The following is an 18,860-nucleotide window of genomic DNA, read 5'->3' as shown; positions in this document are numbered from 1 at the left end:
CGCAAGCACTATGAGGCGGTCGTGTCCGGAGTGAAGATCACCACCGTTCGGTGGAACGAGGACTCACCGGTGGGAGCAGCCGTGTTCGTCTTCGACGACCACCCGACGGCAGGACCAGTCCCCGGCGTCGTGATCGCCGTACGCCGGTACCGGCTCGACGCCCTCACTGCCGAACAAGCCCACCAGCCTCCGGAGACCGACATGGAGCTCTTCGCACAGCAGCTCCGCGAGAACAACTACCCGGACATGCCGTCCGATGCAGTGGTCGCGGTCGCCAAGCTCGCGATCGAGACCTCCCAATAGGCGATCGGTTATCGAGACCGCTGCAACGCTGACCGCGTCGTCCGATATCCGCCAGACACGGAACCACGGCTCGGCTGAACTGAGCGGGTGAACAACAGAACCACGCGGGCAACCGCATTCCACACGCTCCACCAGAACCCCGCACATCCGCTCCTTCTCGCCAACGCCTGGGACGTAGCAAGCGCCCGACTCGTCGAAACTGCGGGTGCGCCAGCCATCGCTACCACCAGCGCAGGTGTCGCCTGGTCGCTCGGTCACGCGGACGGTAACGCGCTCGGGCGCGAGGAGGCCGTCGCAGCAGTTTCTCGGATCGCTGGCGCGGTGACTGTGCCGGTCACCGCTGACGTCGAGGGCGGCTACGCCGACGACGCAGACGGCGTGGAACACACAGTCGACGCGGTTCTCGAAGCCGGTGCGGTCGGCATCAACATCGAGGACGGCGCACTGCCCGCAGCTGAGCTTGTGGACCGTATCGGCGCGGCTCGACGCGCAGCGGATCGTGCCGGGGTACCGATGTTCATCAACGCGCGGACGGACGTGTATCTCGCCGGCCTAGTCGCACCGGAGCAGCGCTTCACAGAGACCCTCCATCGGGCCCAGCGGTACCTCGAAGCAGGAGCAGATGGTGTCTTCGTACCCGGAGTCGGCGACGCCGAAACGATCCGGGCGTTGGCTGAGGCGATCGACGGCCCGCTGAACGTGATGGTCGAGCCCGGCTCCCTGACTGCCGCGCAGCTCTCAGAACTCGGAGTGGCCCGCGTGAGCGTCGGCTCGGGCATGACGCAGGCCGCGTACGAGATTGCTCGGTCGGCCGCTATGGAATTGCTGACTGCCGGCACATACGGGTCCTTGACGCCGGCCGTCGACTACGGCGAGCTGAACTCGCTGTTCTAACGAGGCCAGCGACTCGCGCCTGGCGGGCATTCGAAGGAAGAGAACCAACGTCGACTGACGCTGGTTCTCTTCGCTCCTTGAATGTCTGCCTCGGCTTGGTGCAGAAGGTGATGGCGAAGGTCTCGGTGACCGATCCCTCAGCGCGATAGTCGGTCGCCTCGAGCAAGCCCTACGGCGGCCATTACCACCATCATCACCGCGGCCACGAGGATCACGACACCGGGAAGATGCACAGATGAGCGCCGGGCGTTCCGAGCCGCGGTTCACTGCCGGGAGCCGTTCCGATAGCCGATCGGCTACCGGACAGCGTCGTGCAGTACCTGGTCGATCCACTCGTGATGATCCAGCTCACTGAGCTCGTCGAAAGTCACCCACTGGATCTCGAGCACTTCGTCTTCGTCGAGGGCGAACGCCGCAGCATCAAGTGAGCAGAGGTATGCCACCGTCATGTACCCGACGTGGTCACCATTGGGGTAAACGTTCTCGAGAAGGCTGCCGCCGTAGGCGCCGATGATGCGGATGACATCGCTGCCGACGCCGAGCTCTTCTCGCACTTCGCGCTGTAGAGCGGCGCGTGGCTCTTCGCCGGGTTCAACGCCGCCACCGATCAGGCTCCACCGTCCGGAGTCGCGCTGGCGGGCCAGGAGGAAGCGATCGCTGTCTCGGACGACCGCGGTCACACCGGGAAGGAGGAGGTAGCTGCTGCCGACCCGCTGTCGCAGCGATCGCACGTACTCAGAAACCGGCATGTTCCGAAGCTACCGGCCACCACGCCCGATCGAGGATCGGATGAAGTAGCGCGGTCGGAAGATGCCGAACAACCGAGACATTGGCGACGCTGCTGATCCGAAGGCTGCTGATCGCGTCATGTAGCGTCACACGCGCGATTGTCGCGCGCTCATGCGGCCAGTGAACAGTGTCCGGAAGCCGATCGGCTATCGGTCGGACTGGAAGCTCACTCGATCGTGCTGCTCCGCCGCGTAGTGCCGGCCGGGGTACCGTAGACCACCGAAGTACATGTTCGTGTGCGCCACGATCTGCTCCCCGCTGATGTGCACACCGTCGTGCTCTGCGTCGGTCGTCGTGTGCGCGTCAGACACCAACGTCACGTCGAAGCCACGCACGGCCGCGGCCTGGGTCGTTGTCCGGATGCAGTAGTCGCTCTGCGCACCCGCGACGATGACATGCTGCACGTCCAGCGATTCCAGGATCTCGTCGAGGTCGGTATTCGAAAACGAGTCCCGATACTTCTCCTGACGATCGGCTCGTGCGCTCGACGCTCAAGTGGTGCCGCCAGTTCCCAGTCCGCGGACCCCTCCGCGAAGCTGCCGTGGTCGCGCACCCACAACACAGCCACGTCGTTCGCTCCTGCTCGGTCAACGAGTCGAGCAGTTCGGGCGAGCACACCTTCGGCGTCGAAACAGTCACGCACGACGCCCCGCTGAAGATCGATGACGAGGAGCGCGGTAGCGGCTGACATGGGGCAAGTCTCCCACCGGGAGAACTTCGCAGAGCTCCGGCGGTCCGCCGCTCTGCGGACTCCGGTGGAGCGAAGCAGTGACTCGTTCGAAGGTCGATGGTCCGCCCGATCTTCAATTCGTACCTTCTTACGGACCGCGATACCCACGGCCGTTCGCACGGCTACCGTGAACCCACGACACGTCGATCCCCTCACGTCGGTGGACGACCGCTCTCCTAGCTCTGGCCGCGGTAGCAGTCCCGAACGCCCTCCACGTCCATGCCAGGTCCGCTCTCGGGCCGACGCTCGAAGCCGTGCCGCTCGTAGAACTCGGCTCGACCTCGGGCCGCGAAGAGCTGCACATCCTCAACGCCACGGTGACGCGCTTGAGCTACCAGGCGGGCGAGCACCTCCGCTCCGATAGCTGCACCGCGAGTTTGCTCGGTCACGATCATCTCCGTGACGAAGGCGTGAAGCGCCCCATTGCTGATGAAGCGGCCCATCCCGATCAGGCGGCCGGCGTCATCCCGGACGGTGCAGACGACCCAACTTCCGAGCAGAGCGCGCTCGAAGTGGTCGAGGGGCCAGTCTGCCCAACCGGTCTCGTCGTAGAGCGCCTTGAACTCCATCGCGGTCGGCGCGGAGAAGGAATAGTCCACCGTGAAACGGTACTGCGAGATCGTCTCGTCAGACGATCCGCTACCGGACGGCATCGGGGCCGACCGACTGGCTTATCGATGCGCTTGAATCGGTGTCATGCGTGCGAACGAGAACCGACTGCCGTCTCTGCGCTGGACGTTCTTCTGGTTCTGGACCGCGGTCTTGATCGTCGTTGGACTGACGCTCTTCGGTGGTTCAGTCATTGCGGCACAAGGTCGACTCATCGGCGGCGACGATGGAGCTGGCTGCACCAACAGCCCCGCTTTTGTCGATGCCATCTCCGGCGAGGGAGCAGGGGTCAGTGTTAGCCCGTCATACTGGCCGCTCGGTACCGACTGTTCACTCTCAGATTCGTCCGGCCAACGCGTGACGTTCCTTGAAACCGACTGGACACTGACCGTCATCGCGTCGACGGGCCTCGCCTTCGCCGTGACCCCGCTTGCGCTTCTACCGCTCACGTGGTGGCGCGCCCGGCGATCAGCTGTCCGATAGACGATCTTGGGTTCAGCTGGTCGTTGCAACACCACCGTGAGTCGGAGCGTTGCAGATGGGATCGAGACTGGAACAGTGTGCCCGCGAGGCGCGATTCTCGGAGCTACTCAGACAGGGCATGAGCTGGCCCGTCGCTTACGGTGCTGTCGGTGTGCGTCCGCGTCAGGCAGCTTCGACGGATGCGCCCGCGAGGAACGCCGACCAGAACCGGTCCTCGACACTCAGCTCGACACGCAAGTGGTGCCGGCTGTCGAGGTTCAGGCGCGCTTCCCAGGAGGCCACGCGACTGCTCGTCAGACCGACGTTGGTCAACGCAGCTGCGGGATCAGAACCGGATCGGCGCTGCTGCAGATACCGCTCGCGTAGGAACCGGTACCCGGTCTCCTTGCTGACACCAGCGATTCGGGCGGAGGGTTTGAGACCTCGTCCCTCCCGGATCAAGGCGAGGAACCGGACAGCTTGTGGAGACGACATGGAGAGATACACGGAGAACACCTCGGAGGAAGGTGTTGCGTCGACCAAGTGAATCCGGGGTGCGTCGTACGGACGCGTCCTGCGGGCCGTCAGGTCTCCGGGATCTCGAAAGCCCGTCGCCCTCCATGCCCGGCGACGAGATGAGTGTGAGAGAGACGAGCCACGCGCGGCGACGACGTTCCCTCGGACGGCGACAGCGACCAGGGAGAACACTGGCCCCATGACGACCAAGATCACCCTCATCATCGACAACCCGGCCGACCCCGCCGCCTTCGAGCAGGCCTACCCCGCGCTCGAGGAAGCAGCCGGCGCCCTGCCGGAGCTCCGCCGTCTCGAAGCCGGCAAGGTCTGGCCGAAGGAGGACGGCACGCCCACCCCGGCCCACCGGACGCTCGACCTGTACTTCGACTCCTACGACGACGCGTCGGCAGCGGTCGCCGGCGAGGAAGCGGGCGCCTTCTTCGGCCAGCTCGGCGCCACCGGAGCGACGTTCACCGGGCTCTTCTCCGACGTCGAGAAGGCGTGACCACCACCGTCCTCGTCGCCGGCGCGACCGGTGACCTCGGCGGACGCATCGTCCGGGCACTCCGGCGGCACGACACCCACGTCCGGGTCCTGACCCGGCCCGGATCCACGGCGACCCCACCGAACGAGGGCGACGACCACGTCGAGGTGGTCCGAGCCGACTACGGAGACCACGCCGCCCTGACGGCGGCGCTCGCCGGGGTCGAGGTCGTCGTGTCCGCGGTGAGCGGCACACGCCCGGTCATCGTCGATGCGCAGCGTGCGCTGCTCCGGGCAGCGGTGGACGCCGGTGTCGAACGGTTCATCCCGTCGGACTACGCAGCCGACTACCGCTCGATCACCCCGGGGACGAACCGGAACTTCGAGCTGCGCCGCGAGTTCGCCGCCGACCTCGACGCCGCCCGCATCCGGGCCACCTCGGTGCTGAACGGCGCGTTCACCGACATGCTCACCGGGCTGGCACCGCTCATCCTGTTCGAGCGGCAGCGGGTGCTCTACTGGTCCTCGGCCGACCAGGTGCTCGACTTCACCACGAAGGACGACGTCGCCCGCACCACGGCGCTCGTCGCACTCGACCCCGACGCACCGCGGTTCGTCGAGGTCGCGGGGGACCGGGTGACCTCGCGGAGCATCGCCGACACGATGTCCCGGCTCACCGGCAGGCCCTTCCGCCTGCAGTGGGCGGGGACCGCCGGGACGCTCTCGGCGATGGCCCGGGTCGGACGACGCCTGTCGAAGGCCGGCGACGACGAACCGTTCCCGGCGTGGCAGGGCATGCAGTACTTCGTCAGCATGTTCAGCGGCGAGGCCACGCTGCACCACGTCGACGACGAGCGGTACGGTGCAGAGGGCTGGACGACGGTGCGGGACGTGCTCGCCGAACACGTCGGAGCCGGAGCCTGAGCCCCGAGCCGGAATCCCGAACGGAAGTGCACCCGATGACCGACACCACCTGCCACATGTCGATCTCCCTCGACGGCTACGTCGCCGGGCCGGACCAGGGGTTCGACCAGCCACTCGGACGCCGGGGCGGCGAGCTGCACACCTGGCACATGCCCGGCGCCGACGTCGGCGAGGCGGACCGCACCGCCGCCGGGTGGCTCATGCGTCCCCGCGGCGCGTACGTGATGGGCCAGAACATGTTCGGGCCGCCCCGCCACGAGCGACCGGACGACTGGACGGGCTGGTGGGGCGACGAACCGCCGTACCACGCCCCGGTCTTCGTCCTCTCGCACACCGCACACGACCCGATCGCGCTCGACGGCGGCACGACCTTCCACTTCGTCACCGACGGCTTCGACGCCGCCTACGCCCGAGCCGTCGAGGCGGCCGGCGACGCCGGTGTCGACATCGCCGGCGGTGCCGCGACGGTTCGCCAGGCGCTCGCCGCGGGCGTCGTCGACGAGCTCACACTCGACATCGCCCCGGTGCTGCTCGGCTCCGGGGAGCGGATCTTCGAGGACGGCGCCGAGACGTTCGACTTCGTGCCGGTCGAGGTCCTGCACTCGCCGCTCACGACCCACATCCGGTACCGCCGCCGCGCCTGAGCACCACCGCAGACCGCACGCGCACGCGACCGCGCGCGCACACGCGCCCGCGCACGAACAACGCACGCGCACGCCGACGCACCGAGCCCGTCACGACCCCTCCGGCACCGTCACGATCCGGTTCTGGTACGCCCAGACGACCGCCTGCAGGCGCGAGCGCACCCCGAGCTTCGGCAGCATCCGGGCGAGGTGCGACTTCACCGTGGACACCTCGACGACGAGCGCGGCGGCGATCTCCTCGTTCGACATCCCCTGGGCGAGCAGCAGGAGCACGTCGCGCTCGCGAGCGGTGAGGACCTCGTCCGCCCGGTCACCGGACACCGGCTGCAGGCTCCGCCGAGCGACGAACTCGCGCAGCACCCGTCGGGTCAGCGCCTGGTCGATGGTGCCGTTGCCCGCCGCGACCTGCCGCACGGCACCGACGATGACGTCCGGCTCGGCGTCCTTCAGCAGGAAGCCGGACGCACCCGCCTCGAGCGCCCCGAACACGAGGTCGTCGAGGTCGAACGTGGTGAGCACGAGGACGGGCACCGCCGGGTCCGCCCCGGGGCCGCAGAGTTCGCGCGTGACCTCGATGCCGTTCCGCACCGGCATCCGGATGTCGAGGCAGGCGACGTCGGGCCGGGTGCTCCGGGCGAGCGCGAGCGCCTCGCCGCCGTCGGCGGCGACCGCGACGACCTCGATGTCCGGTTCGGCGGACAGCAGCGCGGTGACGCCGGCTCGCACCAGCGGCTGGTCGTCCGCCACGAGCACCCGGATCACCCGGCCACCTCCGGAGCGTCGGCCGACGCGTCGGCGTCGGGCCGCGCCTCCCGGCCCGTCACCAGCTCGACCGTCCAGCCACCGTCACCGGTGGGACCGACCTGGAGGCGCGCCCCGACCAGTTCTGCCCGCTCGCGCATGCCACGCAGTCCGTTCCCACCCGCGGGCGAGCTGCCGGCGGACGGTGCGGTGGGCACCCCGTTCTCGACGCGGACCGTCAGCTGGTCGGGGTCGCGGTCGTCGACGGTGACCGTGCACGGCGCACCGGCGGCGTGCAGGGCGACGTTGGCGAGGGCCTCCTGCACGGTGCGGTAGGCGACGAGCTGGGTGAGCGGGCCGATGCCGTCCGCCAGCGGGTGCTCGCCCGGCAGGACGGCGAGGGTCACGGCGCTCCGCAGTCGGGCGTGCTCGACCAGGTCGACGATCCCGGCGACGGTCTCGACCGCGGTCTCGGCGGGGGAGTCGTCGCGGAGGAGTCCGACGAGGCGCCGGAGGTCCTCGAGGACGGCCGTGCTCTGCTCCCGCACCTGCCGGACGCCCTCGTGCGCGCCGTCCGGATCGGTGTCGATCTGGCGGTCGACGACGGCCGACATCAGGGCGATCCCGGACAGGTGGTGGGCGGCGATGTCGTGGAGTTCCCGGGCCATGGCGGCGCGCTCGCGCGACACGGCGGCCTCGACGCGGGCGTCCTGCTCCCGGGCGACGGCGGCGGCTTCGGCGCTGCGCGCGTCGGCTGCCGCGCTCCGGGCGTCGGCCGCTGCGGTGCGGGCGTCCGCCTCGGCACTCCGGGCGTCCGCCTCGGCACGACGGGCTGCGCGGAGCTCGCGGCGGGACCGGACGACGAGTGTCACGACGAGGGGGAGGGCGACCGCTCCGACCGCCTGCAGCACGCCCTGACCGGCCGCGGCTCCGAGCCCGGACGCCAGGCCGCTGCGCACCCCGCCGGAGCCGACGGCCGACGAGGCCCCGGTCCCGATCGCCACGAGGACGGCGGATGCGGTGACCGCCGGCCAGAGCCGGGACAGCGGGATCCGGAGCGTGGCGAGCACGACGGCCACGACCACGGGCAGCGCGGTGAGGCCGTACGCGGTGCTCGGTGCCACGAGGGCGAGGAGGATCGGCAGGGCGCTGACCGCCAGGAGCACGGAGCGTGGTGCCCGACGGGTGCCGAGCAGCACGGCCGACTGGGCGACCAGGGCGATCGCGAGGAGGGTCCACGCCGTCCCGCCGACGTCGGGGAACCCGGTGCCGGTGCCCGAGGCACCAGCGGTGTCCGGGTCGAGGGCGTCGAGCGGCGGCAGGCCGAGCAGGAGCCCGAGCGTGACCACGGCGGTGCCGGCGGCGACGAGCAGGTCGGTCCCGCGGCCTCGTCGGACGGGCGCGCCGCGTGCGTCGCGTCGGTCGGGCGCGTCAGCGGGTGCCATCGTTCGATCCTACGAGTCGAGGCGTGCCGACGGCGGCGGTCCCGGTCCCGGTGCTGCCGTCGGTGTCGGTGTCGGCGCCGGTTGCGATCCCGCCGCGACCGCCGCGTTCGCCGCCGGGGGAGCCGAGCCGCCCCCGTGTCGCCACGAGCAGGACGAGCGCTGCGACGGTCGACACGATCGCGAGGCCGTGCATCATCGTCCCGGCCGTCATCCCCGGGTACATGTCGGCCCAGAGCGTCGAGATGGTGTTGTTGACGCCGACGTGCAGCAGCAGGGCGACCGGCAGGCTCTCGCCCGTGCGGTTGAACACCCACGTCATGACCACGTTGAAGGTGATCGTGAAGAGGGCGAAGACGAGCGGCTCCGTCCAGTGCGCGTCCGGCCAGCCGCCCCAGTCGCTGAGGTAGAGCGGCATGTGCCAGAGCGCCCACAGCGGACCGAGGACGGCCGCGGCACCGAGCGGGCCGAACCGCTCCTGCAGCCGGGGCAGGGCGAAGTCACGCCAGCCGGGCTCCTCGGACAGTCCGGTGGAGAACAGCTGCACGACGAGCCCGGGCACGAGGGCGAGCAGCGCGAGCGCACTCGGGGCCTGCACCTGACCGCCCGCGAAGGGCAGCCCGGTGGCGACGATGAGCGCGGGCACGCCGACGAGGGCGAGGGCGTACCAGTACCAGGCGACCCGCCAGCGCCAGAGCCGACCGACCCAGCGGCGGAGACCGGGTCGGCCGTCCGCGATCGCGGTGACGAGGAAGGCGCCGCCGAGCGGGCCGAGCAGCGCCCCCGGCAGGACGCCGGTGAACTGCGCGGTGCCGAGGAACTCGGGGAAGTGCAGGTCCCAGACGCCGAGGCCGTGCGGCGACAGGATGTAGGGGATCCACGCCAGCCAGCTGAGGCCGAGGGTGAGGGTGGCGAACGCGGCGAGCGGGTGCCGTGCGACGACGCCGCCGATCCCCGTCCGACCGGCTGCGCGTGTGCCGGTGGTGTGCCGGTCTTCGGTGCTGATCGTCATGGCGACGACGCTACGAACGGCGCTGCCCCCGGACGACCGACGGAGGGTCGCACTCCGCGGGGTTCCTCCGAAAGGATGCACCGCCGTGGACGCGGGACCACATGACGGGAGGCGGGGGGGCGGGGGGGCCCCCCCCCCCCCCCCCCCCCCCCCCCCAACCCCCCACCACCCCCCCCCGCGGGGGGGGGGGCGCGCGCGGGCGCCGGGCCCCCCCCCCCCCATGGGGGGGCCGCGCCGGGGGGTCTGGGGCGGGGGCGGGCGTGCGGGGGGGGCCCGCGGGGGGGCCCCCGGGGCGGGGGGGGGGGGGCCCCGGGGCCCCCGCGCCTCCCGTCAGCACTCCGTCAATCCCAGATCGAGACCCAGTCGATGTCGACGTGGCCGCTCGCGTCCGCCGGCACCTCGCCGCCGATGGCGGTCTCCGCCTGCAGCGTCACGCGCATCGGCTCCGTCGGGACCGCGCTGTGCGTCGTCGAGACGAGCGCGCCGTCCCAGTAGAACCGGACCGCGCCGTGGTCCCACTCGGTGGTCGCGACGTGGTAGCCGCTGCTCTGCGTCGACGCCGAGTGCTGCTGGATCGAGCTGTCGAACGTCATCATGCCGTTGCGCAGCGTGCCCGGGATCGCGGACGCCGGTCGGACCGTGCTGCCGAGGTCGCCCTCGGGCCAGTCGATCTCGCCCTCGTTCCAGTCGTTGCTGCTCGGCCAGAGCATCCCGACGAACTTGTAGCCCTCGGTGTCCGTGGTCTTGTACCGGATCGACACGCGGCCCGTCGTGTGCGGCTGGTAGTCGTCCGGCAACACCGTGGCGACGAGCGGCTGCCCGCCCTCGGAGTGCAGCCAGAAGTCGAGGTTCCCGTTCGACACGCTGAGCACCTTGTCCGGCGCGTAGTACCCGCGTCCGCTGGTGTCGCTGTAGCCCGAGTACGCCCCGAGCCGCGGGTAGGCGCTGAGGACGCTGCCGAGGCCGGCGTCGGTCGTGAAGTCCTCGGCGTACGACTGCTTCCACGTCCGCCCGTTCGACTCGACGTCGCCCCGCGGCACCGACGTCGAGTCGGTCGCGGTGACGGCCTGAGCGGCGGCTGCCGACGTGGCGGTGGCAGTCGGCGTCGGTCGTGCGGTGATCCGAGCCGACGCGGTCGACGACGACGCCGACGGCTGCTCCGTCGACGGAGCAGCCGTCGGGGTGGCGTGCGCGGTGCTCGTGGCCGAGGGCTCGCTGGTCGGAGTCCCGGTCGCCGACCGTGCCGTTGCCGCTCCGCGGGTCGCGGCATCGGTCTCGTTCGCGTGCTGCGTGAGCCCGAGCACGAGGGCTCCGCCCGCGACGATCGCCATGCCGGCGACGACCCGCCGCGTCCTGATCCGTCCGTTCTGTTCGCGAGCGCCCCTGCGACGCCCCTTCCCCCTGTTTTCCCCGTGCCCCCCGTGGAGTTCCCTGTCGTTGTCCCTGGTCAACACGTGGCCTTGTTCCTCCTGAGGTTGGTGGTGCGACGCGGAACCGTAACCCGTCCGGTCCGCAGTCCGCCGGTGGATCGTCCAGGCTCGGGATGAGGGCGGCTCGTGGATGCCGCCCGATCGGCCCCCGAACGAGGGACACGTCACTGAATGAACGTTCAGGTGAATTTCCGGCCCCGCCTAGGCTGGGGTCTCGTGTTCGAACTCCACCACCTCACCGCACAGGAACTCTGGGACTGGATCCGACGGGGCGACGCCACCGCCCTCGAGGTCACCGAGCACTACCTGGCGCGGATCGCCCGGCTCGACCCGGCGCTCGGCGCCTTCGTGACGGTCACCGCCGACTCCGCACGCGACCGTGCCGAGCACCTCGGCCACCGCGTCCCGACGTCCCGACCGCTGTGGGGCCTCCCGTCTGCTGACAAGGACCTGTACGACCGTGCCGGGGTCCGGACACGGAACGGCACGACGAGCCTGCCCGAGCGTCCCGCGCCCGTCGACCATCCGCTCGTCGCGTCGCTCGACGCCGCCGGCGCCGTGAGCCTCGGCAAGACCGCGTCGCCCGAGTTCGGGATGTCGTCCTCGTCCGAGACCCGCTTCGGCGTGACCCGGAACCCGTACGACACGAGCCGCGCGCCCGGCGGGTCGTCGAGCGGCGCAGCGGTCGCCGTCGCCGCCGGACTCCTGCCGGCCGCTGTCGGCACGGACGGCGGCGGATCGGTCCGGATACCGGCCGCGGCGACCGGGCTCGTGGGGCTCAAGCCGAGCCGCGGGCGCGTGCCGTCGATGCCCGGACGCTCGGGCGTCGGCGGCCTGTCCGTCGCGGGCCCGATCACGCGGACGGTCGCGGACGCGGGCATGCTGCTCGACGCGCTCGTGGCGCCGACCGGGCTCCCGGAGCCGCACCCGTACGCGCTCGTCACGCCCGACGTCGGCGAGGGACCGTTCACCGCCGCGGCCGTCCGGGGTGAGGGGCGCTTCGTCGTCGGACTGCTCGAGGGCTCCTCGTGGGACGACACCGTCGACGTGGTGGTCGACCCCGCGGCACGCGCCGCCGTCGAGACCGCCGTCCGGGTGCTCGGCGAGGTCGGACACGGTGTCGAGGACGTCCGGATGCCCCGGGCGCCGTACGCCGACGCGTTCCGGGTGGCGTGGGAGTCGAGCGCGGCCCGGCTGCCGGTGGTCCCCGGGATCGACCTGACGGAGTTGACGCCCCTGGTGTCGTGGCTCGTCGACCGCGGCCGCACCCTGACCGGCACGCAGGTGCTCGACGCGATGACGGCGCTCGACACGTTCTCGGCCGCACTCATCGGCGCGTTCGACCGGTTCGACGCCGTGCTCACGCCGACCCTCGCGCTCACGCCGCGGCCGCTCGGCTGGTACGGGGACGACCCCGAGGAGGACTTCCGCCGCCAGTGCGCGTACTCACCGTGGACGTCGATGGCGAACGTGGCCGGGCTGCCGGCGATCACGCTGCCCGTCGGGGTGACGGACGAGGAGCACCCGGACGGCGCCGGACTGCCGATGGGTGTGCAGCTCATCGGGCGTCCCGGTGGCGAGCGGGTGCTCCTGGCGATCGGCGCGCAGCTCGAGCGGCGGCTCCGGTGGCAGCGGCGGCACCCGGCGGCCTGGACCGCCTGACCCAGCGGCGGGCGTGGGCGCAACGGTTGCGCGCGCGGGGGAACGACATCGTCGCTGTCGTACGACGTCGACGATGTCGTTCCGAGTCCGCACCCGACGACGCACCACAACCCATCCCTACGGCAGCGTCGGCGCCGCCTCCACCAGGGCCCGCGTCACCGGGTGCTCCGGCGCGTCGAGCAGGGACACCGGCCCGTGCTCGACGATCCGCCCCGCGGACATCACCGCCACGGTGTCGCACAGCCGCTGCACCACGCCGATGTCGTGCGACACCAGCACCAGGGTCAGCCCGAGGTCGTCGGCGAGCGACCGGAACAGGTCGATGACGCGGGCCCGCACCACGACGTCGAGGGCGCTCATCGGCTCGTCGCCGAACAGGATCCGCGGGGAGTGCACCACCGCCCGGGCGATCGCGATGCGCTGACGCTGCCCGCCGGAGAACTCGTGCGGGTACCGGTCGACGGCGTCGGCGGGCAGGTCGACCCGCTCCAGGACGTCACGGACCAGCTCGCGGTGGTCCCCGTCGATCCGCAGCGCCCGGAGCGGTTCCGCCACGATCGCACCGACGCGCATCCGCGGGTCGAGCGAGGCGTACGGGTCCTGGAAGACCACCCCGGTCTCGCGACGGAACCAGCGCATCGCGGCCGCTGATGCGGACGCCACCACCGGACGACCGGACGCGGTCACGGTGCCGGCGGAAGGCGCCTCCAGGCCGGCGAGCAGCCGCACCAACGTCGACTTGCCGGAACCGGACTCGCCGACGATCCCGAGACGCGCGCCGGGCGCGACGGACAGGTCGACCCCGTCGACCGCCGTCCGGACGGGGCCGGGTTCGAACGGGCCGCGGCGGGGGAGTCGGTAGGTGCGGTGCAGGCCCTCGGCGTGCAGGACGTCGGTCATGCGGAGTCTCCGGTCCGAGGGGCACGGCGGGCGGTGGCGCGGGCGGCGTCGACGAGGGCGGCCGTCGCGGGGTGCCGCGGCGCCGCGAGGAGTCCGGCGACCGAGCCCTGCTCGACGACCCGGCCGGCGTCGAGGACCACCGCGGTGTCGGCGATCCGTGCGAGGACGGCGAGGTCGTGCGTGACGAACACCATGCCCGCGGTGAGGCCCTCGAACAGCTCGAGGATGCGCGCCTCGGTCGTGACGTCGAGCGCGGTGGTGGGTTCGTCGGCGACGAGGTAGGACGGCTGTCCCGCCATGGCCATCGCGATGCAGATCCGCTGCCGCTGCCCACCGGACAGCTGGTGCGGGTACTGCCGCACGAGCGACTCGGGGTCCGGCAACCCGACCCGGACCGCCAGGTCGAGCGCCCCTGCCGCTGCCGCGCGTCGGTCGAGCCCGCGGTGCAGCCGCAGCGGTTCGGCGATCTGCGCGCCGACGCGACGGAGCGGGTCGAGCGCGGTGCCGGGTTCCTGGAAGACCATCGCGATGCCGGCGCCGCGCTGACGGGCGCGCTCCCGGTCGGGCAGCCCGACGAGCTCGGTGCCGTCGAGCCGGATGCTGCCCGTGACGCTCGCCCCCGCGGGCTCGAGACCCATCAGGGCGAGCGAGGTCATCGACTTGCCCGACCCGGATGCGCCGATGACGCCGACGCGACGGCCGGGAGGCACGGTGAACGTCACGTCGTCGAGGATCGTCCGACGGTCGATGCGGACCGTCAGTCCGCGCACCTCGAGCCCGGAGGCTCGGGTGCCCGACGTGGTCGCGTCGCTCATGCGGTCACCCCCGTGCTCGTCGGCGTCGGGTCGTCCGGCGTGCGGGGCGTCGCCGCACCACCGGCCGCACGGTCGCTCGTGGTCAGGCGCGGGTCGGTCGCGTCGCGGACGGCGTCTCCGAGCAGCGACAGGGCCGCGACGACCAGGGCGATCGCCGCACCGGGCCAGGTCGCGCTCCACGGGTGCACGCCGATGTACGTCTGCAGGTCGGACAGCAGGCTGCCCCACGAGGCCGTGTTCGAGCCGGCGCCGTAGCCGAGGTACGACAGGCCGGCCTCGGCGAGGACGGCGGTCGCCATCGCGAGCGACAGCTGCACGGTGAACAGGGGCGCCGCGTTCGGCACGAGGTGGCGGAACAACACCCCGGCACCGCCGACGCCCGACGCCCGCGCCGCGGTGACGTAGTCGCTCCGGGCGATGCGGCGGATCTCCCCGCGGGCGACCCGGGCGATCGTCACTCCGAAGGACAGGCCGACGCTGACGATCACGACGCCGAGCGACCCGCCGGCGATCGCGGTGAGGAGCATCGCGGTCAGGAGGGTCGGGAACGCCACGAGGATGTCGAGCAGGACCGCGGTGCCCTCGCGGACCCAGCGCGCGGTGAGCGAGCCGATCGCGGTGAAGACCATGCCGACGACGCTCGCGATCACGCCGGAGCCCACCGCGACGAGCACGGTCGTGCGGGTGCCGGCGAGCAGGTAGCTCGCGATGTCCCGACCGGAGGCGTCGGTGCCGAACCAGTGCGCCGGGCTCGGTGGTTCCCACTGGTGGAAGGGGTCGGCGCGGAAGGGGTCCTGCGGCGTCCAGACGAGCGACACCGCGGCGAGGACGAGGAGCAGGCCGAGGACGACCACGGCGAAGACCCCGGTCGGTCGGGCGACGAGTCGGCGGATCACGCGGACACCCCGTTCATCCGGACACCTCGCGCTGGCGGGGGTCGAGCGTGCGGTGCACCACGTCGACGGCGAAGCCCACGAGCAGCACCAGCCCGGTGAGCACGAGCAGCTCCGACTGCACCTTCGTGACGTCCCGTCGGCCGACGTCGGTGACGAGCATCCTGCCGACGCCGGGGAGCGAGAAGAGCTGTTCGACGACGACGGCCCCGACGAGCAGGCCGGCGATCTGCACACCGAGCACGGCCAGCACCGTCAGGGCCACCGAGGGGAGCCCGTGGCGGAGCAGCGCCTGCGTGCGGGTGAGCCCGATCGCCGCGGTCGTCCGGACGTGGTCGGCGTCGAGCACGCTGAGCGTCGCCGACCGGGTGAACCGCAGGATCACGGCACCCTCGACGGCGCCGATCGTCAGCGCGGGCAGCACGAGCGCCGCGAACGCCCGTCCGGGCTCGTCCCACCCGTCGAGCGGGAAGCCCTGCGTCGGCAGCCAGTGCAGCGTCACGGCGAACAGCGCCACGAGGAGCATGCCGGCCCAGACGATCGGGATCGAGGCGACCGCCTGCGCCAGGAACGCGATCACGGCGCCGCCCGGACGCCGACGGAGCACCGCCGCGAGCACGCCGAGCGGCACCCCGATGACGAGCGCGGCGACGAGGGACATGCCCGCGAGCGGCAGCGTGACGCCGAGCTTCTGGGCGATCTCGGGTGCGACCTGCCCGTCGGTGACGAGCGACCGGCCGAGGTCGCCGCGGAGGAGCCCGCCGATCCAGTCGAGGTACTGCACGACGACCGGTCGGTCGAGCCCGAGCTGCTGTCGGAGCTCGGCGACCTGCGCCGGCGACGCCTGCGTGCCCGCGACGATCTGCGCCACGTCCCCCGGGAGCACCCGGAGCGTGGCGAAGATGATGACGCTGGCCACCAGCAGGCCGACGACGAGCAGGAGCACCCGCCCGATCAGGAACCGGGTCACGACACCGGCGCTCCGGGAACCGTGGTCCCTGCCAGGATCACTTGACGGCGAGCTTCGACAGGTCGAGGCGCGAGTTCGTGCCGTCGTAGGGAAACCCGGTGACGCCCTTCCGGACGGCCGTGATCGACGTCGCCGTGTAGAGCCACTCGCCGGCCGCGTCCTCGCTGACGATCTTCGCCGCCTTCTGCAGGTCGGCGACCTTGGTGGCCTGGTCGGTCGCGGCGACCGAGTCGGCGTAGAGCGACTGCACCTCGGCGTTGTCGTACCCGAAGTAGTAGTCCGGGTTCGCCCAGTTGCCGAAGTCGCGCGCCTCGACGTGGTTCACCATCGACAGGTCGAAGTCGCGGGTGCCGCTCTTCGGCGCCTCGAACACCTGCGACAGCCACGTGGCGAAGTCGACCCGCTTGACCGTCAGCGTGATGCCGACGTCGGCGAGCTGGGACTTCAGCACGTCGCCGATCGTGGCGGAGTAGATGTTCGCGTACGTCAGCGTGAGGTCGAGCTTCGGGTGCCCTGACTCGGCCAGGAGCTTCTTCGCGTTCTCGGGGTCGTACGCGTCGATGTCGGTGAGGTCCTGGTAGCCCGGGTCGAGCTCCGGGATCGGACCGCCCTGCTCGACACCGGTGCCGCCGATCGCCTTGATGATCGCCTTGGCGTCGATCGCCTGACGGATCGCCTGACGGACGCGCTTGTCGGTGAAGGGCGCCTTCTGGTCGTTGAACGCGAGCGTGTACTTGTCGGTCGTCTTGCCGGTGTGCAGCGAGATGTCCGAGCTGTTCTCCAGCTGGCTCTTCAGCGTGCCGTCGACGGAGGTCTGCACGTCGAGGTCGCCGTTCGCCATGGCGTTCACCGCGGTGGACGGCTGGGTGATGTACCGGAAGACGACCTTCGCGACCTTCGCCTTGGTGCCCCAGTAGTCGGCGTTCCGCGCGAAGGTCAGCGAGTCGCCCTGCTTCCAGCTCGCGACCTCGTACGGGCCGGTGCCGTTGGCGGAGTCGGACAGGTCGTTCTTCGCGGCTTTCTCGAGCACGAGGCCGGCGCGCCCGGTCAGGTTCCAGAGCAGGTCGGAGTCGGGCTTGGCGAGCTTGAGCTCCACGACACCGGAGGACGGCGAGGTGATCGACGTCACGTTCGCGAGCTGCGCGGAGTCGACGTACGACGCGTTCGACTTGACCTGCTGCAGCGACCAGACGACGTCGGCGGCGGTGACGTCCTTGCCGTCCTGGAAGGTGGTGCCGTCGCGCAGTGTGAACGTGTACGTCAGGCCGTCGTCCGACACCGCGTGCTTCGACGCCAGCACGTCGCGGACGCCGCCGTCCGCCGTGCGGCCGACGAGCCCCTGGTAGACGTTGTCGATGAGCACCTGGTCGAGGGCGGCACCGGACTGCGTGCGGATGTCGAGGCTGGTGGGTTCGAGGACGAGGCCGACGCGGACGGTGGCGTCGGTGCCGCCGTTCTCCGTCGAGGATCCGGAGCATCCGGTCAGCACGAGGGCCGAAGCGACGACGACCGCGGTGGCGGCGACGACCGCGCGGCCGAGACGTGCGGTGCTGCGGGCGGGGAGCGGACTCATGGGTGGTGGGTTCCTTCCGGCGCGGTGGCGACGGTCGTCGCGCGCGCTTGCACGAGGTTAGCGGCGGCCGGGGTGCTCCGGCGACGGTTGTTCGATCGGATGCAACAAACCGTTACCTTCCGCCCATGCCCGGATCGCTGCGGCCAGTTCGAGGGGTGCCTGGTTCTGGACGGCGTGCCGGGCCGCGACCGTGACGATCTCGGCCTCGGGCAGGCGCTCGGCGAACTGCGTGTGCAGCTTCGGGGACACGTACCCGCGGTCGCCCCGGACGAGCAGCACCGGCACGTCGAGGGCCTCGAGGTCGGGCCACGCGTCCGCGAAGCGCCCCACCGACGAGGTGCGTCCGGCGGGCAGGTGCGGGAAGTGGTGGCGCCGGACGAGCCGGCCGTCCGCGCCGAGCCTGGTGGTGTGCCGGGCCTCGCGGAGGAGCACCCGACGGTCGTCCCCGACCCGGGCCTCGACGGCACGCTCGACCACCTGGTCGAGCGACGTGAACGGCTCCTCGTCCTCGAGGGCACGGGCGATCCGGTCGACGGCCCGCTGGGCGAAGTCCGGCGACATGTCGACCAGGACGAGACCGGTGACGCGCTCCGGGGCGGTCGCGGCGAGCCGGGCGGCGAGGATCGCGCCGAGGGAGTGGCCGACGACGATCCCGGGCGGGACGTCGAGCGCCCGGAGGGCCGCGAGGACGTCCGGCGCCGTGGCACCGGCACCGTAGTCCGCGTCCTCGCGCCACCCGGACCGGCCGTGGCCGGGCAGGTCGACGGCGACCGCCGGCTCGCCGACGGCGAGCGCGGTCTGGTCGAAGCTGTGCGCGTCGATGCCGAGCCCGTGCAGGTAGGTGATCCGCGCCTCCCGGCCGTCCGCCGTCTCCCACCGGATCGCGGCGATCTCCTGTCCGGCGGTGGTGCGGACCACCTGCCTGGAGGCGCGCATCGGCGCCGTCACGCCGCTCGCGCGAGCGAGGTCGGCCAGGTCGTGGAATTCGTCGTCGGCATCGGGCACGGGGACGATCCTCGCACCGTGCGGACCCTTGGGGCTCTTAGGTAAGGCATGCCATACTTGGGT

At 71.5% G+C, this 18,860-nt stretch carries 22 protein-coding genes; 7 read left to right on the top strand and 15 right to left on the bottom strand.

The genetic code is table 11. The annotated features are described in order from the left end of the window. Positions 1 to 21: 21 nt before the first annotated feature. A complete protein-coding gene (locus ACIQUC_RS03930; protein WP_402263444.1) occupies positions 22 to 303 on the top strand; it encodes an ASCH domain-containing protein in 282 nt (93 codons plus the stop codon). 87 nt (positions 304 to 390) lie between these two features. After that, positions 391 to 1,197 carry an isocitrate lyase/phosphoenolpyruvate mutase family protein gene (locus ACIQUC_RS03925; protein ID WP_402263441.1) on the top strand — a complete coding sequence of 269 codons (807 nt, stop codon included), beginning with the start codon at positions 391 to 393 and terminating at the stop codon, positions 1,195 to 1,197. Between the two features lie 296 nt (positions 1,198 to 1,493). Here the strand turns inward: ACIQUC_RS03925 and ACIQUC_RS03920 are convergent, their stop codons facing one another. The 4 genes from ACIQUC_RS03920 to ACIQUC_RS03905 form a co-directional block, all read right to left on the bottom strand. Beyond that, the gene (locus ACIQUC_RS03920) at positions 1,494 to 1,946 is read right to left on the bottom strand and encodes an NUDIX domain-containing protein (RefSeq protein WP_402263438.1); all 453 of its coding nucleotides are present in this window, start codon (positions 1,944 to 1,946) and stop codon (positions 1,494 to 1,496) included. Between the two features lie 186 nt (positions 1,947 to 2,132). After that, the gene (locus ACIQUC_RS03915; protein ID WP_402263435.1) at positions 2,133 to 2,390 is read right to left on the bottom strand and encodes an isochorismatase family protein; all 258 of its coding nucleotides are present in this window, start codon (positions 2,388 to 2,390) and stop codon (positions 2,133 to 2,135) included. Further along, positions 2,303 to 2,677 (bottom strand): isochorismatase family protein, encoded by a 375-nt coding sequence (locus ACIQUC_RS03910; protein WP_402263432.1) that lies wholly within the window; start codon positions 2,675 to 2,677, stop codon positions 2,303 to 2,305. The genes ACIQUC_RS03915 and ACIQUC_RS03910 overlap by 88 nt, the downstream gene beginning before the upstream one ends. 215 nt (positions 2,678 to 2,892) lie before the next feature. Beyond that, positions 2,893 to 3,315, bottom strand: coding sequence for a GNAT family N-acetyltransferase (locus tag ACIQUC_RS03905; protein ID WP_402263429.1), 423 nt, complete (start codon positions 3,313 to 3,315; stop codon positions 2,893 to 2,895). A 97-nt stretch (positions 3,316 to 3,412) separates the two neighbouring features. Here ACIQUC_RS03905 and ACIQUC_RS03900 point away from each other — a divergent pair, with 97 nt between their 5' ends. After that, positions 3,413 to 3,808: a hypothetical protein gene (locus ACIQUC_RS03900; protein ID WP_402263426.1), complete on the top strand. Its 396-nt coding sequence runs from the start codon at positions 3,413 to 3,415 to the stop codon at positions 3,806 to 3,808. A 162-nt stretch (positions 3,809 to 3,970) separates the two neighbouring features. Here ACIQUC_RS03900 and ACIQUC_RS03895 read toward each other — a convergent pair whose 3' ends face one another. Beyond that, on the bottom strand, positions 3,971 to 4,294 hold the full coding sequence (locus ACIQUC_RS03895; protein WP_402263423.1) for a hypothetical protein: 324 nt from the start codon (positions 4,292 to 4,294) through the stop codon (positions 3,971 to 3,973). Between the two features lie 208 nt (positions 4,295 to 4,502). Between ACIQUC_RS03895 and ACIQUC_RS03890 the strand changes: the two genes are divergently transcribed. Genes ACIQUC_RS03890 through ACIQUC_RS03880 form a run of 3 tightly spaced genes read left to right on the top strand, consistent with a single transcriptional unit; the run spans position 4,503 to position 6,354 of the window. Then, positions 4,503 to 4,808, top strand: coding sequence for an EthD family reductase (locus ACIQUC_RS03890; RefSeq protein ID WP_402263420.1), 306 nt, complete (start codon positions 4,503 to 4,505; stop codon positions 4,806 to 4,808). Next, positions 4,805 to 5,710 (top strand): NmrA family NAD(P)-binding protein, encoded by a 906-nt coding sequence (locus tag ACIQUC_RS03885; RefSeq protein ID WP_402263417.1) that lies wholly within the window; start codon positions 4,805 to 4,807, stop codon positions 5,708 to 5,710. Before ACIQUC_RS03890 ends, ACIQUC_RS03885 begins: the two co-directional genes overlap by 4 nt. Before the next feature lie 35 nt (positions 5,711 to 5,745). Next, on the top strand, positions 5,746 to 6,354 hold the full coding sequence (locus ACIQUC_RS03880; RefSeq protein WP_402263414.1) for a dihydrofolate reductase family protein: 609 nt from the start codon (positions 5,746 to 5,748) through the stop codon (positions 6,352 to 6,354). 90 nt (positions 6,355 to 6,444) lie between these two features. Here the strand turns inward: ACIQUC_RS03880 and ACIQUC_RS03875 are convergent, their stop codons facing one another. From ACIQUC_RS03875 to ACIQUC_RS03860, 4 genes are all read right to left on the bottom strand, one after another. Next, the gene (locus ACIQUC_RS03875; protein WP_402263411.1) at positions 6,445 to 7,116 is read right to left on the bottom strand and encodes a response regulator; all 672 of its coding nucleotides are present in this window, start codon (positions 7,114 to 7,116) and stop codon (positions 6,445 to 6,447) included. Next, positions 7,113 to 8,540 carry a sensor histidine kinase gene (locus ACIQUC_RS03870; protein WP_402263408.1) on the bottom strand — a complete coding sequence of 476 codons (1,428 nt, stop codon included), beginning with the start codon at positions 8,538 to 8,540 and terminating at the stop codon, positions 7,113 to 7,115. The genes ACIQUC_RS03875 and ACIQUC_RS03870 overlap by 4 nt, the downstream gene beginning before the upstream one ends. Continuing rightward, complete coding sequence (locus tag ACIQUC_RS03865; protein ID WP_402263405.1) at positions 8,527 to 9,549, bottom strand: type II CAAX prenyl endopeptidase Rce1 family protein; 1,023 nt, start codon at positions 9,547 to 9,549, stop codon at positions 8,527 to 8,529. The genes ACIQUC_RS03870 and ACIQUC_RS03865 overlap by 14 nt, the downstream gene beginning before the upstream one ends. Before the next feature lie 341 nt (positions 9,550 to 9,890). Next, positions 9,891 to 10,880, bottom strand: coding sequence for a glycoside hydrolase family 16 protein (locus ACIQUC_RS03860; RefSeq protein ID WP_402263402.1), 990 nt, complete (start codon positions 10,878 to 10,880; stop codon positions 9,891 to 9,893). 315 nt (positions 10,881 to 11,195) lie between these two features. Between ACIQUC_RS03860 and ACIQUC_RS03855 the strand changes: the two genes are divergently transcribed. Next, entirely contained in the window at positions 11,196 to 12,641 is a 1,446-nt protein-coding gene (locus ACIQUC_RS03855; protein WP_402263399.1) for an amidase, read from the top strand. Positions 12,642 to 12,758: 117 nt separating this feature from the next. Here the strand turns inward: ACIQUC_RS03855 and ACIQUC_RS03850 are convergent, their stop codons facing one another. The 6 genes from ACIQUC_RS03850 to ACIQUC_RS03825 are packed head-to-tail and all read right to left on the bottom strand — an operon-like array spanning position 12,759 to position 18,797. After that, positions 12,759 to 13,541, bottom strand: coding sequence for an ABC transporter ATP-binding protein (locus ACIQUC_RS03850; RefSeq protein ID WP_402263396.1), 783 nt, complete (start codon positions 13,539 to 13,541; stop codon positions 12,759 to 12,761). Then, positions 13,538 to 14,356: an ABC transporter ATP-binding protein gene (locus tag ACIQUC_RS03845; protein ID WP_402263393.1), complete on the bottom strand. Its 819-nt coding sequence runs from the start codon at positions 14,354 to 14,356 to the stop codon at positions 13,538 to 13,540. The genes ACIQUC_RS03850 and ACIQUC_RS03845 overlap by 4 nt, the downstream gene beginning before the upstream one ends. Then, the gene (locus ACIQUC_RS03840) at positions 14,353 to 15,252 is read right to left on the bottom strand and encodes an ABC transporter permease (protein WP_402263391.1); all 900 of its coding nucleotides are present in this window, start codon (positions 15,250 to 15,252) and stop codon (positions 14,353 to 14,355) included. The genes ACIQUC_RS03845 and ACIQUC_RS03840 overlap by 4 nt, the downstream gene beginning before the upstream one ends. Before the next feature lie 13 nt (positions 15,253 to 15,265). Then, positions 15,266 to 16,219 carry an ABC transporter permease gene (locus ACIQUC_RS03835; RefSeq protein ID WP_402263388.1) on the bottom strand — a complete coding sequence of 318 codons (954 nt, stop codon included), beginning with the start codon at positions 16,217 to 16,219 and terminating at the stop codon, positions 15,266 to 15,268. 37 nt (positions 16,220 to 16,256) lie between these two features. Then, positions 16,257 to 17,792 (bottom strand): ABC transporter substrate-binding protein, encoded by a 1,536-nt coding sequence (locus ACIQUC_RS03830; protein ID WP_402263386.1) that lies wholly within the window; start codon positions 17,790 to 17,792, stop codon positions 16,257 to 16,259. A gap of 57 nt (positions 17,793 to 17,849) precedes the next feature. Continuing rightward, entirely contained in the window at positions 17,850 to 18,797 is a 948-nt protein-coding gene (locus ACIQUC_RS03825; RefSeq protein WP_402263383.1) for an alpha/beta fold hydrolase, read from the bottom strand. Positions 18,798 to 18,860: the final 63 nt, after the last annotated feature.

This window comes from Curtobacterium sp. NPDC098951, assembly GCF_044759965.1.
GTDB lineage: Bacteria > Actinomycetota > Actinomycetes > Actinomycetales > Microbacteriaceae > Curtobacterium.
The sequence above is the reverse complement of the archived record's forward strand: the minus strand, read 5'-3'. Positions and strand labels throughout refer to the sequence as shown.